The sequence below is a fragment of the Pseudomonas sp. NUPR-002 genome, from assembly GCF_056322725.1.
The window spans coordinates 3,688,644-3,703,785 of sequence record NZ_CM150476.1 but is presented as its reverse complement, the minus strand read 5'-3'; the positions used below and the strand labels follow the sequence as shown (position 1 = coordinate 3,703,785).

The window sequence follows — 15,142 nt, the reverse complement described above, 5'->3', positions numbered from 1 at the left end:
CGCTCCTGAGGGCTTAGGCATGATCAATCAACAGGTTGACCGGAAACTCCTTGAGTGCAGCGCTGAGTAACAGCTCCTTTGAGGCTGTGACTACGCTGCTGGCAAAAAGTCCCGAGCAATTGGCAGGTGACAAGTCAAACGGTAATCGCAGGTGGGTATCGTCCCAGTTCTGTGCCGGGATCAAGGGCATTGATGTTTCAGCAAGCAAGCCACAGGCCAGGCGCGGGACGATCACCAGCGCGCGCGCCTCATCGCTTATCCGCGCGAATGCCAGCACCTGCTGCGCGTGCTTGCCGTGCACCTGCACGGGCAGGTAGCGGCCGTAGGCGAACAGCTCGGCGTATTGCTGACGACGTTGCAGCACCTGGCTGATCAGCGCTTGCTTGATGCGGCCATTGCGCCATTGCTCAAGCAACTGCGCCGTATGGGTGCTGTCGTCCAGAGCCTGGCGCCGCACGGCGTAGTCCACGGCGCGGCGGTTGTCCGGATCGACCAGGCTCAGGTCCCAGAACTCCGTGCCCTGATACAGGTCGGGCACACCGGGGGACGTCATGCGCAGCAGGCACTGGCCCAGGCTGTTCAGGGCCCCAGCGCAGGCGATGGACTGCGCGGCCTGGGTTAGAGAATGGCGTAACTGTTGGCTTTGTGGGTCGAGCAACAGGTCGTGAATGAACGCCAGGCACGCTTGCTCATAGGCCTCGTTGGGCGCGCTCCAGCTGCTGCGCAGCTTGGCTTCGCGCAAGGCCTTGCGTTGCCATTGCTGCAGGCGTTCGGCGTATGCCTGCAGTGCCAAGGTATCGCTTTCGTCGAGGTCCATGGGCCAACTGCCGAGTATGGTCTGGTACAGCAACCACTGCTCGGCTGGACCCGGCGCGATGCCGTCAGCCAGCGTGCTGCACAGTGGTGCGGCAAGCTCACACCAGTGCTCGACACGGCTGGCGAACCATTGGCTGCGCTCACTCAGCACGGCCAGGCGCGCACGATGGTCTTCACCGCGTTTGTGATCATGGGTCGCGGTGCACAGCAGGTTGTGCGGGAAATGCTGCAGACGCTGTGCATTGGCATGGTGGAAGTCGGCAACCGGGGCACTGAAACGCTCGGCATCAAAGCCCACGTCATTGCGTGAAAGCAGCACGGCCGAGCGATACAACGCGGTGTCTTCAACGGCCTTGGCAGCGGTAGGCGCCGTCAGTTGCTGGAAGCGGATGCAGGCATGACGCAAGTGCTTGCGTGCACGACCGGGCGGTAGCGTGCGCCATGGCTGGCCACCGAGCCAGCACTGCAGTGCGTCGAGCGCCGGCCAGTCGCCTTCATTGAGAGTTTGTCGAGCGCCCGCCAATGCCTGCTCAAGGAAGGGGGCATCCTGGCTTGGACAGCCGCCAGCATGCAGGTAAGTCCGGTAGACCGGGTAATGCTCCACCAGTGCCTGCAACGCCCGGCGAATCGCGCCCAGGGTCAGGTCGCGGCTGATCAGGTCATCACGCGCGACCTGCAACAGTGCTTGCGCCACCGATTCGAAGTCGCCGGCCAGGCTTGCGCCCAGCACCTGCTGGCGGGCCAGGCGCACCTCTTCGGCAAAGGCCGGGCGCTCGCTGAGGGCGCTCCAGGCGTCAGTCAGGGTCAGCTCGCCAGCGGGGTCATGTTGCAGCAGGCTGACCTGGTTCATGAACTCATAACCGGTGGTGCCATCCACCCCCCAGTCACGGTGCAACTGCTCGTTGGCGCCGAGAATCTTCTCGACGTAGATCGGCAAATGATCCAGCGCCGCGTGCAGCGGCCGTTGTGCCAGCAGTGCATCGACGCGACGCCGCAGTTTGCGGCAGTAGCCGCGTGGGTCGGCCAGGCCGTCGATGTGGTCGATGCGCAGGCCGTCGATCAACCCTCGGCCAATCAATTCGAAAATCTTTTGATGGCTGGCCTCGAACACCTCAGGGCGCTCGACCCGCAAGCCGGCCAGTTCATTGATATCGAAAAAACGTCGCCAATTGATGTCATCGGCGGCTGTGCGCCAACTGGCCAGACGGTAAGCCTGCTGTTCGAGCAGACGGTGCAGGCGTTCGAAGCCTGTTACGGTGCGCCCGTCGAAGGCTTCGAGCAGGCTGTCGATCGGCACCCGCGCGGCCAGCGCCGCCAGTGCCTGTTGTAACCGCACGGCCGTCTCGGCAGGCGCGGCAATGCCATGCAAGGCGGCGAAGCGCGTACCCAGCGCCTGAAGCTCAGGGTGGTCACTCAAACACAGGATGTGCCCGTAATCGCAGGGGTTGAGGGGAAAGCGATGTTCATGGTGACGGATGTAAAAACGCCCTTCATGCGGCTCAAAGCTCAGCGGTGTGTCACCGGCGCGCAAGGCGCTGGCGTAGTCGCTGGCGAGAAACGGCAGCAACAACTGGCCTTCAAGCAAGGGGTCGGTGGAGTGCCATTGGATGTCGAAGAACTGACTGTAGCGACTGCGCCGCCCCCAGGTCAGCAGGTCTTGCCACCAGGGATTGTCACTGCCAACGGCCATGTGGTTCGAGACGATATCGACGATCAGGCCCATGCCGTGCAAACGCAGCGCCGCTACCAGCCGAATCAGCGCGGCCTCGCCACCCAGCAGCGGATTGACTTGGCTCGGGTCGATCACGTCATAGCCATGCAGCGATCCTGGGCGCGCACTGAGCAAGGGCGAAGCATAGAGATGGCTGATACCCAAGCGTGCAAAGTACGGCACCAGCGGTAGTGCATCGTCCAGGCTGAAGCCGGCATGAAACTGCACGCGCAACGTGGCGTTCAAGGCCGTCACCGGTCGCGCTCCCAGGCCTGTTCGCGGGCTTGGGCCAACAGCTCCAGGCGCCGCGCCGCATCCTCATCGTCGAGCAGTCGGGTGGCGGGTAGCGCAAAGCGTCGGCGCCAGTTGGGGTGGGTGTCGACCGTGCCCGGCAGGTTGGGTTGCTCGACAACGCCCAACAAATCCTCCAGCGGCACCAGCACCAGCGGCGCGCGGGTATGCCCCAGATAACGGATACTTGCGTCGATCAACTGATCGCTGTCGGCGTGCGCGCCGTAATTGCGTTCCAGCGCGCGTTTCAACCCCTCGGCTTCGTGGTTGCGGGTGTCGCGCCAGTGTCGTTCGGTGATCGCGTCGATCAGTGACAGGCGTTGATTCCAGTCGATGTCTCGCCCTTGTAACCAGCCGGCCAGCGGCGGGAGATCGTGGGTGCTGGAGGTCGCCAGGGCATTGTCGGGCCAGTCCAGGATAGGCTTGAAGTGGCCGGGTGGGTCTTGCTCGAATTGCAGCACGCGCATCCCCAGAATGGCCCGCTCGGCGAGTTTTTCCCGTAGGCCTGCAGGTACGGTGCCGAGGTCTTCACCGAGGACAATCGCCCGATGGCGCACCGATTCCAGGCACAACAGGCGCAGTAGGTCGTCAACCGGGTAGTGCAGGTAGGCGCCTTCACTGGCGTGCTTGCCCTGAGGGATCAGCCACAGGCGCTGCAAGCCCATGACGTGGTCAATGCGCAGGCCGCCGGCGTGGGCAAAATTGGCCCGCAGCAATTCGATGAAGGCGCGGTAGCCGTTACGGCGCAAGCCTTCTGGCGAGAAGGCACAGATCCCCCAGTTCTGCCCCGAACGGTTGAGAATGTCGGGCGGTGCGCCGACGTTGAGCCCGGCCAGCAGTTCATCCTGGCGGCTCCAGGCCTGGCTGCCAGCACCGTCAGTGCCCACCGCCAAGTCGGCAATCAGGCCGATGGCCATGCCATTACTGCGCGCGGCGTCCTGGGCACGTTGCAGGCTGCGTTGGATCAACCATTGGCAGAACGCATGAAACTGAACCTGCGTCTGATGTTCGACGGCAAAGGCTGCGACTTCGGGGCTGTCGGGGTTGTGCCAGGCGGTGGGCCACTGGCGCCAGTCCGGGGTCAGGCCGCGGGCTTGAGCCTGTTCTTGCAGCACTTCGAAACGACAGTGCTGTTCAAGCGGGGCGCCGGCCAGGGTGCGGTAATGGTCGAAATCCACGCGTAACGGATGATCTCCGTCGATAAAGTCCTCATACAGGCAATGCAGCAACTGATAGCGGGCAGTGGCCGCTTGCGGCCAGTCGATCAGTGGCTGTTGCTCAAGGTGCTCGAGGGTTTCCTCCAGCCCCAGGGTCTCTATGGCCATGCGCACAGCACGCTCCCCGAGCATCGCTGCCGGGCTGGCGTACAGGCTGTTGAGCCATAAACGGCTGGACGGCGAATAGGGGCTGTAGCGGCGCGTATCGCTGGCGAACATGGCGTGTAGCGGGCTGATCGCCAGGGCATCGGCACCGCGCTCGGCGGCACTGCGGGCCAGTTGTTCCAGGGCCAGGCAATCACCAAAGCCACCATCGCCGGGGCGGCGCAGGCTGTAGAGTTGGGCGCTGATGCCCCAACACCTTGGTGTGGGTGTGTTCAGGGCATCGTTGAGGCTGAAGCAACGTGTGGGGGCTACGGCCAGGATGAACGCTTGGCCATTGATCTCGAGCTGGTGGTAGCCCAACGGCAACCCGGGCGGCAGCGCGCCGTTGGCATCCAGTTGCAGGTGATGCTCGCTGCCGTTCTCCTCCAGCACCCGGCAAGCACTGGCGGCGGGGAAGTAGGCAGACAGGTCCAGCGCTTGCTGCTCATCGACGGTAAACAGTGGCGGCAGGTGACGGGCGTCGTGAGCTATTTTGAGTGCATCAATGCTGGCACTGATGCTTTGCGTATCCGCCGCAGGATGGCCAAGCCCAGCCAGTACCTGGCGCAGGGCGATGTCGCTGACGCGTTGTGCCTGGCCGTTGGCGTCAATCCAGTCCACGGCGATGCCGGCCAATTGCGCCAGGTGCTGCAGGTGGGCATCAGTCATGGGCGGGCTCCGGTGTGTGAGGCGGTAGCAGGCTGACCAGGGTGCTGTAGGCAGGCAATTGCTCGGTGTCCGGCGAATCGGCAGTGCAACGGTAGAGGTACGTGGCGGTTGCGGGCAGTTTGCAGGGCACCGCGTGGGCGCCGAGGTTCAGGTCAATACGCAACACGCTGCCATCGCCCAGGCGCCAGCGTGCGGTCAGGGCTTTGTCGGCAAGCACTTCAGCACCTAAGGAACGGCTACCCGGCAGATGAGCAATGATGTGCCGATGGCGTAGCTGCAGCAGCTGCTGGTAGAACGCTTGCCAAGGGCCAGGCGGATCTTCCGGGAAGCGAGGGCGTGAAGCGTTGAAGCTGGTCAGCGCATTGGGGTCGGCAATCGCTGCCCGTTGCTCGGCGTCAGTGAAGGCTTTGAAACCGGCGAACTCGGCGCGTCGTCCGTTGCGTACGGCATCGGCCAATTCGGTGTGGTGATCGGTAAAGAACAGGAAGGGTTGCTCACTGCCCACGTCTTCGCCCATGAACAGCAGCGGGATCATCGGCGACAGCAACAGCAGGGTGATGGCCGCGCGTAGCGCCTGGGGCGGGCAGAGCTGGGTCAGCCGTTCGCCATGGGCACGGTTGCCCACCTGGTCGTGGTTCTGCAAGAACAGCACGAAAGCACTTGGCGGCAGCTGGGCACTGGGCTCACCGCGAGGGCGACCGTTGCGATCAGGCTCTCCCTGGAACACGAAGCCCTGGCTCAGGCACCGGGCCAGTTTGTCGATGGTGTTCTGACGGTAATCGGCATAGTAGGCCTCATCCTCCCCGGTCAGCAGCACATGCAAGGCGTTGTGGCCGTCATCATTCCACTGCCCGTCGAAGCCGCTGCCGAGCAGGCTGGCCTGGTTGTGCTCGTTCTCCAGCACCAGCCAGACATGCCTGTCGGCGGGCAGGCTGCGGCGCACGCGCTGGTTGAACAACTGCAGGAAGTCTGGGTCATCGATGGCGTGCACCGCGTCCAGGCGTAAGCCGTCGAAGCGGTAGTCATGCAGCCACATCAGGGCATTCTCGATATAGAAGTCGCGCACCTGACGGCGGCGAAAATCGATGGCATCGCCCCAGGGCGTATGACGGTCATGGCGAAAGAATTCGCCGGCATACTGACCGAGGTAATTACCGTCCGGGCCGAAGTGGTTGTAGACCACATCCAGCAGCACCATCAGACCTAGCCCGTGAGCCTGGTCGATCAACTGGCATAGCTGCTGTGGCGTGCCATAACTGTGTTGCGGTGCGAAGGGCAGGGCGCCGTCGTAGCCCCAGTTGCGTTCACCGGGAAACTGCCCCAGCGGCATCAACTCGATGGCGGTAATGCCCAGCGCCGCCAGTCGCGGCAATTGCTCGATGACCGCTGCGTAGCCACCCAGCAGGCCGACATGCAGCTCGTAGATCACCGCCTGATGCCAGGGGCGCCCTTGCCAGTCGTTGTGTTGCCAGGGGTAGGCATTTGGGTCGACGACCTGACTGGGGCCGTGCACGCCGTCGGGTTGAAAGCGTGAGGCCGGGTCGGGCACCTGCAGTTCGCCGTTGATGCAATAGCGGTAGCGGCTGCCCGCGCCCGCCGGGCAACGGCCGCGGAACCAGCCATCGGCACCACGCTGCAAGGGCTGGCGCAGGTCCGGCTCCAGGCACACCTCGACACTGTGGGCATCGGGTGCCCACAGTGCGAAACGCACGGTGTTGCTGTCGAGCATCACGGCCCCGTGGGTCGCGAATTGATCTGACCGCAAGGGCATACCTGCCACCTCGGCCTCAGCGGCCCGTCACCTGAACCCGCTCGACCAGCTCCTCATACAGTCGCGCGTAAGGTTCCACCGCCTGGCACCAGTTGAACGGCTGGGTCATGGCCAGGCAGCGCATGGCGCCGAGCAGATCCTTTTTACCGTACACATAGAACGCCCGGCTGAGCGCCTCGCGGTAGCTGTCGACCGTGGATTCATCGAACAGGAAACCGGTAACACCGTTTTCAATGGTGTCGGCCAGCCCGCCGGTGTTGCGTGCCACCGGCAGAGAACCGAAACGCTGCGCATACATCTGGCTCAGGCCACAGGGTTCGTAGCGCGACGGCATCAGCAGGAAATCGCTGCCAGCGAACATCCGCCGGGCATCGGTTTCGTTGAAGCCGATACGCACACCGACTTGCCCCGGATGACGCAGGGCCAGTTCGCGCATGGCTTGCTCTTCTTCCGGCTCACCGCGGCCGATGATCGCGATCTGACCGCCCTGGCTGACAATGTAATCGGCCACGCCCAAGGTCAGGTCCAGGCCTTTTTGGTAAACCAGACGGGAGACCACGGCAAACAGCGGCCCGGTAGACGGCTTGAGTTCGAACAGTTCGCGCACCTGGCGGCTGTTGACCGCTTTGCCGTCCCAGTCATTGAGGCTGAACGGGTGGGCCAGGTGGGGGTCGCTGGCCGAATCCCAGCTTTCATCGATGCCGTTGGGGATGCCACTGAGCAGCCCTTGCTGGGCTTTGCTGCCGAGAAACCCATCAAGGCCGCAGCCAAATGCCGGGGTGGTGATTTCCCGGGCATAGGTGGCGCTGACCGTGGTGATGTGGCTGGAGTAGGCAAGGCCCGCCTTGAGGAACGACAACTTGCCGTAGAACTCCATGCCTTCCTGTTGCAGGGCATGGGCGGGAATCGCCAGCTCCGGGCAGCAGGCACGGCTGACCACCCCTTGATAGGCCAGGTTGTGAATCGTGAACAGGGTTGGCGTTTGCAAGCCGCGCCAGTGCATGTAGGCAGGGGCCAGCCCTGCCGGCCAGTCATGGGCGTGAACCAGGTCGGGCTTCCAGTGCACCATGCCTTCGCCCGCAGCGATTTCCGCTGCTGCCAGGCCCAGGCGGGCGAAGCGAATGTGATTGTCCGGCCAGTCGCGGCCGTTGTTGGCACCATAGGGTGTGCCTTCACGTTGATACAGTTCCGGGCAGATCAGGACATAGATGACCAGGCCATCGGCCAGGTCCATGCGTCCGATCTTGCACGGCGGCAGGGCCGCATGGCCACCCAGCTCACCGACCAGGTGAATCGGGTTGTCACTCTCCAGTACTTGCGGGTAACCCGGAATCAACACGCGTACGTCATGCAAATGGCGCATCGCGCGCGGCAGGGCGGCAGAAACGTCGCCCAGGCCGCCGGTCTTGACCAGATCGGCGATTTCCGACGTGACGAACAGGACTTTGCGTTTGTTCGGGTTATGCCGGGAGTCGGCGCCGGGTGCCTTGGCTGTCGTGGTGAAGTCCGTGGTCACAGACGCACGGTTGTCCGGGGTGAAATGCTCTACATGAGGTTCGACAGCGGCACTGATCATACTTCTCTCCGTCCCTATGTTGCGGGTGTGGTCACCCGTAGTGTTGTTGTGTGTCTGCTTAAGGTTCTCTCTGTGTGTGGAATCAACCTTGCGTTCCGTGCCCGTAAACCATGCGCGCAAGCGCTAAGCGAGGCGGCAGTCCAGCCGACGGCGTACATACGTTCTGGGGTGGTTGGGGCGCATCCGGATGCCCGGAAATGTAGCCCCTTACTGTTGCAGACCTACTGCGATTTCAGAAAGTTCGACTTATTTCTGTCGTATTTTCCAGACAATCTCGTGGCCGAATACTGAGTGTAGGAGAGATCACGCGAAATATGTGACCCGCTGGTCACTTTACTTTCGCTCGATGGCTTGCCGTACAATCGGCGCTCTGCCTCGGCAGTTGCCGGGCCATTTTTTTATTGCGCGTTGGGGATGACAATGGACGTCGAACAGATTCTGGTACTGCAAGCCAGCTACAGCAACCCGATGCACGCCGAGGCGATTGCGCTGGTACTCGACCACTACGCGCGCGACCCGATGGGGGGCGGGCAGCCGCTTGATCCGCAGCTGTTGGCGCAGCTACCGCAAGAGCTTGCCAAACGCCCTCATGCTTTCAGCGTGTTGGCCTTTGTCGGTGGCCAGCCTGCAGGCCTGGTGAATTGCTTTGAAGGATTTTCCACCTTTGCCTGCCGGCCACTGGTCAATATCCATGACGTGTCGGTGGTGCCTGAGCATCGTGGTAAAGGCCTGAGCCACAAGATGTTGGCCAAGGTCGAAGAGATCGCCCGGCAGCGTGGTTGCTGCAAACTGACCCTGGAAGTGCTCGACGGCAACCCTGCCGCCCAGGGCAGTTACCGCACCTTTGGCTTTGAGCACGCCCGATTCGACCCGGCCCACGGCGCCATGCAGTTTTGGCACAAGGCGCTGTGATCACCGCCTAGCTGGCTGGCAGTAATGATGAGTGATGGCTGTCGATCAGCCAGCGCTCACCGTCCAGACGGTAGGTGAATGAATAGCGTGCGGGCACCTGTTCACCGGTCTGGGCAAAGGTAAAGGTGTACAGCCCTGACAGGCTGGCCATGTTGCAGCCCAACGTGACGTGGTGGGTATCCAGTTCACCGGAGGGCTGCTTGCTGAGGAAGCCTGTGAAGTAATCCACACGGCTTGCGGTATTCAGGCGTGGCTCGCTGGACAACGTCGGTAACAAAATCGCATCGTCGCGGTAGAGCGCTGCCACCTGTTGCGGTTCACCACTGTGCAAGCTGGCGTTCCACTGATTGAAGAGTTCGAGCACCTGCGCTTCGCTGATCAGCGCACAGTTCGATGCCTGCACAGGGAAAGAGGCCATGCTCAGCAAGGCCAGCGGTAAAAACAGGGAACAGTGTTTCATGCAAAGGGCCCATCAGATAGGCGACGCTCATGGCGCCTGGGCCCTTAATGTGCGAGCAATGCCACAGTGGGTGACATCGGGAGCAATCTCCACTGCACAGTCACACCGCTGCGGTTTTTGCTCCCGCCTGGGCTTGTTGCAGTTGCAGGCTCAGCTGCGCGACTTGCTGCTGGAGGCGGTCGCGCTCTTCGCGCAAGCGTCGCAATTCATCCCGGTGTACCGTCACGTAGAGGGTCTGGGGCGGCATTTTCGGTAGAAGGGTTGCCATTGCACACCTCGCAAATGGTGGGTCATTGTTGCAAGCGTAGCTGCTCGATCGGGCGCGATTCTGAATTCTTTTTGCAGCGATGGGAACTTTTTTGTTTCTTGCTGTCTTGCCGCTCGTCGATGAACCAAGCCGACCCAGGCTGGACTAACCTTTAACGCTTGAGTGGTGTGTTTTTATCAGTCAGGGGAGCATCGGCACATGCAACTGGGAATCGTGGGGCTCGGCCGCATGGGCGGCAATATTGCACGGCGTTTGATGCGCGGTGGTCATCGCACGGTGGTGCACGACCGAGATCACGGCGCGGTGAAAACCCTGGAGGCCGAGGGCGCCAATGGCGCCCATGACCTGGGCGCGCTGGTGGCCAAGTTGAAACAGCCACGCGCGGTCTGGGTCATGCTCCCCGCAGGTGAGGCAACCGAGCAGACCATCGCCCAGCTGGCCGATCTGCTGGATGCCGATGACGTGATCATCGATGGCGGTAACACCTTCTACAAAGACGATATCCGCCGCGCCCAAGAGCTGGCCAAGCGTCAGTTGCATTACATCGATGTCGGCACCTCAGGTGGCGTCTGGGGCCTGGAACGCGGCTATTGCATGATGATCGGTGGCGAGCAAAGTGTTGTCGAGCGCCTCGATCCGCTGTTTGCCACGCTGGCCCCGGGAGTCGGCAGCATTGCCCGTACCCGCGGACGCCAGGGGCCTGCAGGTCGCGCCGAACAGGGTTACATCCACGCGGGCCCGGCGGGTGCCGGGCACTACGTGAAAATGATCCATAACGGCATCGAGTACGGCCTGATGCAGGCCTATGCCGAAGGTTTTGACATCCTCAAGAGCAAAGGCAGCGACGCCTTGCCCGCCGACCAGCGCTTCGACCTGGATGTTGCCGAGATCGCCGAGGTGTGGCGCCGCGGCAGCGTGGTCACCTCCTGGCTGCTGGATTTGACCGCTGACGCCCTGGTGGCCGACCCGCAACTGGGTGGCTACAGCGGCTCGGTGGCCGACAGCGGCGAAGGGCGCTGGACCATCGATGCGGCTGTGGAACAGGCGGTGCCGGTGCCGGTATTGTCCAGCGCCTTGTTCGCTCGCTTCCGCTCCCGACAGCAGCAGGGCACCTATGCCGACCGCATGCTGTCGGCGATGCGCTTCGGCTTTGGTGGTCACGTTGAGAAGAAAACCGAATGAGTAAACCTCAGATCGACGCGGCACCGCCGTGCACGCTGTTCCTCTTTGGTGCCAATGGCGATCTGGTCAAGCGCCTGTTGATGCCGGCCCTGTACAACCTCAGTCGTGACGGGCTGTTGGATAAAAACCTGCGAATCGTTGGCATTGACCATAACCCGGCCAGCGACGCGGAGTTCGTCGAGCGTCTGCACGCGTTCATGCATGAGCGTGACAAGGCAAGCCAGGGCGCGCACTGCCTGGATGAGAAACTCTGGGGCCGCCTGGCCAAGCGCATTGGCTATCAGACCGGCGATTTCCTCGACGAGGCTACCTATCAAGCCATTGCCCGACGGATCGCCAGAAATCCCAGTGCCAACGCGGTGTTCTACCTTGCCACGTCGCCACGATTCTTCGGCGACGTGGTTCAGCGTCTGGGCGCTGCAGGGCTGCTGGATGAAAGCCAGGGCTTTCGCCGCGTGGTCGTGGAAAAACCCTTTGGCTCCGACCTTGCCAGCGCAGAAGCGCTCAACGCCTGCCTGCTCAACGTCATGAGCGAAAAGCAGATCTACCGTATCGACCATTACCTGGGCAAAGAAACGGTGCAGAACATTCTGGTCAGCCGCTTCTCCAACGGTATCTTCGAAGCGTTCTGGAACAACCATTACATTGACCACGTGCAGATCACCGCGGCCGAAACCGTTGGTGTGGAAAGCCGGGGTGCCTTCTATGACGGCACTGGCGCACTGCGCGACATGGTGCCTAATCACCTGTTCCAACTGCTGGCCATGGTGGCGATGGAGCCGCCAGCAGCCTTTGGCGCTGATGCGGTACGCAGTGAAAAAGCCAAGGTCATTGGTGCCATACGGCCCTGGTCGAAGACCATGGCCTTGAAGAACTCGGTGCGTGGCCAGTACACCGCCGGCAAACAGGGACGCAAAAAATTACCCGGTTACCGCGAAGAACCCCGGGTCGACCCGCACAGCCAGACCGAAACCTACGTGGCCCTGAAGGTCATGATCGATAACTGGCGCTGGGTGGGTGTGCCGTTCTACCTGCGCACTGGCAAGCGCATGAGTCAACGCGACACTGAAATTGCCATCTGTTTCAAACCGGCGCCGTATGCGCAGTTTCGCGATACCGAGGTCGAGCGGTTACAGCCCAATTACCTGCGTATCCAGATCCAGCCCAACGAGGGCATGGCCTTTGACCTGCAGGCCAAGCGTCCGGGGCAGGCGTTGATCATGGAGAACATCGAGCTGGGTTTTGCCTACAAGGACTTCTTCGAAATGCGCCCGTCCACCGGCTACGAGACCCTCATCTACGACTGCCTGACCGGTGACCAGACCCTGTTCCAGCGCGCCGACAACATCGAAAACGGCTGGCGCGCCGTGCAGCCGTTTTTGGATGCCTGGAAAGAGGCGGGGGAGGTGCAGCCCTATGCGGCCGGTGAGGACGGGCCAGTGGCGGCGGATGAGCTGCTGAGCCGCGAGCGGCGGGTATGGCATCCCATCGGCAAGTGAGGCCCACCGGTAGGAGCGGGCTTGCCCCGCGATGCGCTGTGACTGACAGACCGCAATCGCGGGACAAGCCCGCTCCTACCGTGCGTAATCGATTACAACCAGTAGGTCACTGCCCACCAGCCCAGGCCGCCCATCACTACGGTGTAAGGCAGGGCCATCCACACCATGCGCCCGTACGACAGGCGAATCAGCGGGGCAATTGCCGAGGTCAGCAGGAACAGGAACGCTGCCTGGCCATTGGGGGTGGCGACGCTCGGTAGGTTGGTGCCGGTGTTGATGGCCACCGCCAGGGTCTCGAAGTGTTCACGGCTCATATGGCCGTTGAGGAACGCCTGCTTGACCTCGGTGATGTAGATGGTCGCCACGAACACGTTGTCGCTGATCGCCGACAGCAAACCGTTGGCAATGAACAACATGCCTGGTTGCTGATCAGCCGGCAGCGCCAGCACCCACTGGATCAGCGGGGTAAACAGCTGTTGATCATGGATCACAGCCACCACCGCAAAGAACACCACCAGCAGCGCGGTGAACGGCATGGCATCCTGGAACGCACGGCCCAGGCGGTGTTCGTCGGTGATGCCGGTGAACGAGGTGATCAATACGATCACCAACAAGCCGATCAAGCCCACTTCAGCGATGTGCAGGCCCAGGCTGACAATCAGGATCAACGCGGCCACGCCTTGTACCAGCAAGGCGGCACGTTGCTGCGAGGTGCGCTGGGCATCGTCTTCGGCAGCATAGGCCGCCAGCACCTGGCGCACGTTGTCTGGCAGCAAGGTGCCGTAGCCAAACCAGCGCAGCTTTTCCAGCAGCACGCAGGTCACAAGGCCGGCAACCAGCACGGGCAGTGACACCGGGGCCACCTTGAGGAAAAAGTCGCCGAAGTGCCAGCCCATTTCATGGCCGATCAGCAGGTTCTGCGGCTCGCCCACCAAGGTGCACACGCCACCCAGGGCAGTACCCACCGCGCCATGCATCAGCAGGCTCCGCAGGAAGGCGCGAAATTGTTGCAGGTCATCGCGCTGCATCTGGGCGATGTCCTGGTCGCTGTCCAGGTTCGACTCTTCCCGCGGATTGGCGCCCGAGGCGACCCGGTGGTACACCGAGTAGAAACCCACCGCAGCACTGATGATCACCGCGGTAACCGTCAGGGCATCGAGGAACGCCGAGAGGAAGGCGCAGAGAAAGCAGAACAGCAAGGCCAGCAGCGCCTTGGAGCGTACCCCGAGAAGAATTCGCGAGAACACGAACAGCAGCAGGTCTTTCATGAAGTAGATCCCGGCGACCATGAACATCAACAGCAGGATCACCGGGAAGTTGTGCTGCAGCTCGTCATACAGCGCCTGCGGCGTGGTCATGCGCAGTACCAGGGCTTCGGCTACCAGCAAGCCGCCGGGCATCAACGGGTAGCACTTGAGGGCCATGCCCAAGGTAAAGATGAACTCGATCACCAGCACCCAGCCGGCTACCACCGGGCCCTGGGTGAACAGCAGGACCGGGTTGAGAATCAGGAACAGGCACAGGGTGGCCTTGTACCAGCGGGGCGACTGTCCGAGGAAGTTGTGGGCCAGGGCGCCGGCGAGGGAGCGGGGCATGAAAATGTATCCTAATAATTCTACAGGAGCGCACGGTGCCGGATACGCGCCGTCAGATCAAGGTAAAAGTCCCGGTTTTGGCACAAGCACGGCCTTGGTCGTATTCCGCGCCTTGATATAGTCGGCGGATTGACCAGCCCCTCTCAAGGAACGCAATTGTGAGCGACTACCAAGCACTCGAAGTTGAACTTACCGCCTATCAGGCCTTCAAGGTCGAGCTGAAGAACAGCATCGCCCACGTGCAGATCAACCGCCCGGAAAAATACAACGCCATGAATGCGGCGTTCTGGAGCGAAATCGTCGATATCTTCAAGTGGATCGACGACACCGATGCAGTGCGTGCAGTGGTGATCAGCGGGGCGGGTAAACACTTCTCTGCTGGCATCGACCTGATGCTGCTGGCCTCGGTGGCCAATGAGCTGGGCAAGGATGTCGGGCGCAACGCGCGTCTGTTGCGCCGCACCATTTTGCGCATGCAGGCCTCGTTCAATGCCGTGGACAATTGCCGCAAGCCGGTGCTGGCAGCCATCCAGGGCTATTGCATTGGCGGCGCTATCGACCTGGTGTCGGCCTGCGATATGCGCTACTGCAGCAACGACGCACAGTTTTCGATCAAGGAAATCGACATGGGCATGGCTGCCGATGTCGGCACCTTGCAGCGCCTGCCGCGGATCATCGGCGACGGCATCATGCGCGAGCTGGCCTACACCGGGCGTACGGTGGAGGCCGACGAGGCGCAGCGTATCGGCCTGGTCAACCGGGTGTACGACAGCCATGAGGCATTGCTCGAAGGAGTCTTTGCCATTGCCGCCGAAATTGCGGGAAAATCCCCCATTGCCGTGGCCGGCACCAAGGAAATGCTCAGCTATATGCGCGATCACCGGATCGACGATGGCCTGGAGTACATTGCCACCTGGAACGCCGCCATGCTGCAATCCACCGATCTGCGGGTGGCCGTGGCTGCCCACATGAGCAAACAGAAACCCGAGTTCGCCGACTGATTGCAGCGGCGGGCCCGCGCAAGGAACCGG

At 62.1% G+C, this 15,142-nt stretch carries 11 protein-coding genes; 4 read left to right on the top strand and 7 right to left on the bottom strand.

The annotated features are described in order from the left end of the window. Positions 1-13: 13 nt before the first annotated feature. The 4 genes from ACVWSC_RS16610 to glgA are packed head-to-tail and all read right to left on the bottom strand — an operon-like array spanning position 14 to position 8,195. Complete coding sequence (locus ACVWSC_RS16610) at positions 14-2,782, bottom strand: malto-oligosyltrehalose synthase (RefSeq protein ID WP_442107927.1); 2,769 nt, start codon at positions 2,780-2,782, stop codon at positions 14-16. Beyond that, a complete protein-coding gene (gene malQ / locus ACVWSC_RS16605; protein WP_442107925.1) occupies positions 2,779-4,848 on the bottom strand; it encodes a 4-alpha-glucanotransferase in 2,070 nt (689 codons plus the stop codon). Before malQ ends, ACVWSC_RS16610 begins: the two co-directional genes overlap by 4 nt. Continuing rightward, entirely contained in the window at positions 4,841-6,619 is a 1,779-nt protein-coding gene (gene treZ / locus ACVWSC_RS16600; protein WP_442107923.1) for a malto-oligosyltrehalose trehalohydrolase, read from the bottom strand. Before treZ ends, malQ begins: the two co-directional genes overlap by 8 nt. A 16-nt stretch (positions 6,620-6,635) precedes the next feature. Then, on the bottom strand, positions 6,636-8,195 hold the full coding sequence (glgA, locus tag ACVWSC_RS16595) for a glycogen synthase GlgA (protein WP_442107921.1): 1,560 nt from the start codon (positions 8,193-8,195) through the stop codon (positions 6,636-6,638). Positions 8,196-8,615: 420 nt separating this feature from the next. Here glgA and ACVWSC_RS16590 point away from each other — a divergent pair, with 420 nt between their 5' ends. Further along, a complete protein-coding gene (locus ACVWSC_RS16590) occupies positions 8,616-9,107 on the top strand; it encodes a GNAT family N-acetyltransferase (protein ID WP_442107919.1) in 492 nt (163 codons plus the stop codon). 7 nt (positions 9,108-9,114) lie between these two features. Here the strand turns inward: ACVWSC_RS16590 and ACVWSC_RS16585 are convergent, their stop codons facing one another. Both ACVWSC_RS16585 and ACVWSC_RS16580 read right to left on the bottom strand, forming a co-directional pair. Beyond that, positions 9,115-9,567, bottom strand: coding sequence for a DUF4440 domain-containing protein (locus ACVWSC_RS16585; protein ID WP_442107917.1), 453 nt, complete (start codon positions 9,565-9,567; stop codon positions 9,115-9,117). Positions 9,568-9,667: 100 nt separating this feature from the next. After that, complete coding sequence (locus tag ACVWSC_RS16580) at positions 9,668-9,835, bottom strand: DUF6026 family protein (RefSeq protein ID WP_442107915.1); 168 nt, start codon at positions 9,833-9,835, stop codon at positions 9,668-9,670. A gap of 198 nt (positions 9,836-10,033) precedes the next feature. Between ACVWSC_RS16580 and gnd the strand changes: the two genes are divergently transcribed. Together gnd and zwf are read left to right on the top strand one after the other, a co-directional pair. Further along, a complete protein-coding gene (gene gnd, locus ACVWSC_RS16575) occupies positions 10,034-11,017 on the top strand; it encodes a phosphogluconate dehydrogenase (NAD(+)-dependent, decarboxylating) (protein ID WP_442107913.1) in 984 nt (327 codons plus the stop codon). Further along, positions 11,014-12,516, top strand: coding sequence for a glucose-6-phosphate dehydrogenase (zwf, locus tag ACVWSC_RS16570; protein ID WP_442107911.1), 1,503 nt, complete (start codon positions 11,014-11,016; stop codon positions 12,514-12,516). The genes gnd and zwf overlap by 4 nt, the downstream gene beginning before the upstream one ends. 92 nt (positions 12,517-12,608) lie before the next feature. On the opposite strand, the gene nhaB is transcribed toward zwf, so the two are convergent. Continuing rightward, the gene (gene nhaB / locus ACVWSC_RS16565; protein WP_442107909.1) at positions 12,609-14,111 is read right to left on the bottom strand and encodes a sodium/proton antiporter NhaB; all 1,503 of its coding nucleotides are present in this window, start codon (positions 14,109-14,111) and stop codon (positions 12,609-12,611) included. Positions 14,112-14,269: 158 nt separating this feature from the next. Here nhaB and ACVWSC_RS16560 point away from each other — a divergent pair, with 158 nt between their 5' ends. After that, positions 14,270-15,112 (top strand): crotonase/enoyl-CoA hydratase family protein, encoded by an 843-nt coding sequence (locus ACVWSC_RS16560; RefSeq protein WP_442107907.1) that lies wholly within the window; start codon positions 14,270-14,272, stop codon positions 15,110-15,112. Positions 15,113-15,142 lie beyond the last annotated feature (30 nt).

Excerpts from the sequence above, each read along its gene's own strand:
- ACVWSC_RS16585 (WP_442107917.1), bottom strand. The coding sequence starts at position 9,567 with ATGAAACACTGTTCCCTGTTTTTACCGCTGGCCTTGCTGAGCATGGCC.
- ACVWSC_RS16590 (WP_442107919.1), top strand. The coding sequence starts at position 8,616 with ATGGACGTCGAACAGATTCTGGTACTGCAAGCCAGCTACAGCAACCCG.
- glgA (WP_442107921.1), bottom strand. The coding sequence starts at position 8,195 with ATGATCAGTGCCGCTGTCGAACCTCATGTAGAGCATTTCACCCCGGAC.
- gnd (WP_442107913.1), top strand. The coding sequence starts at position 10,034 with ATGCAACTGGGAATCGTGGGGCTCGGCCGCATGGGCGGCAATATTGCA.
- ACVWSC_RS16580 (WP_442107915.1), bottom strand. The coding sequence starts at position 9,835 with ATGGCAACCCTTCTACCGAAAATGCCGCCCCAGACCCTCTACGTGACG.
- zwf (WP_442107911.1), top strand. The coding sequence starts at position 11,014 with ATGAGTAAACCTCAGATCGACGCGGCACCGCCGTGCACGCTGTTCCTC.
- nhaB (WP_442107909.1), bottom strand. The coding sequence starts at position 14,111 with ATGCCCCGCTCCCTCGCCGGCGCCCTGGCCCACAACTTCCTCGGACAG.
- malQ (WP_442107925.1), bottom strand. The coding sequence starts at position 4,848 with ATGACTGATGCCCACCTGCAGCACCTGGCGCAATTGGCCGGCATCGCC.
- treZ (WP_442107923.1), bottom strand. The coding sequence starts at position 6,619 with ATGCCCTTGCGGTCAGATCAATTCGCGACCCACGGGGCCGTGATGCTC.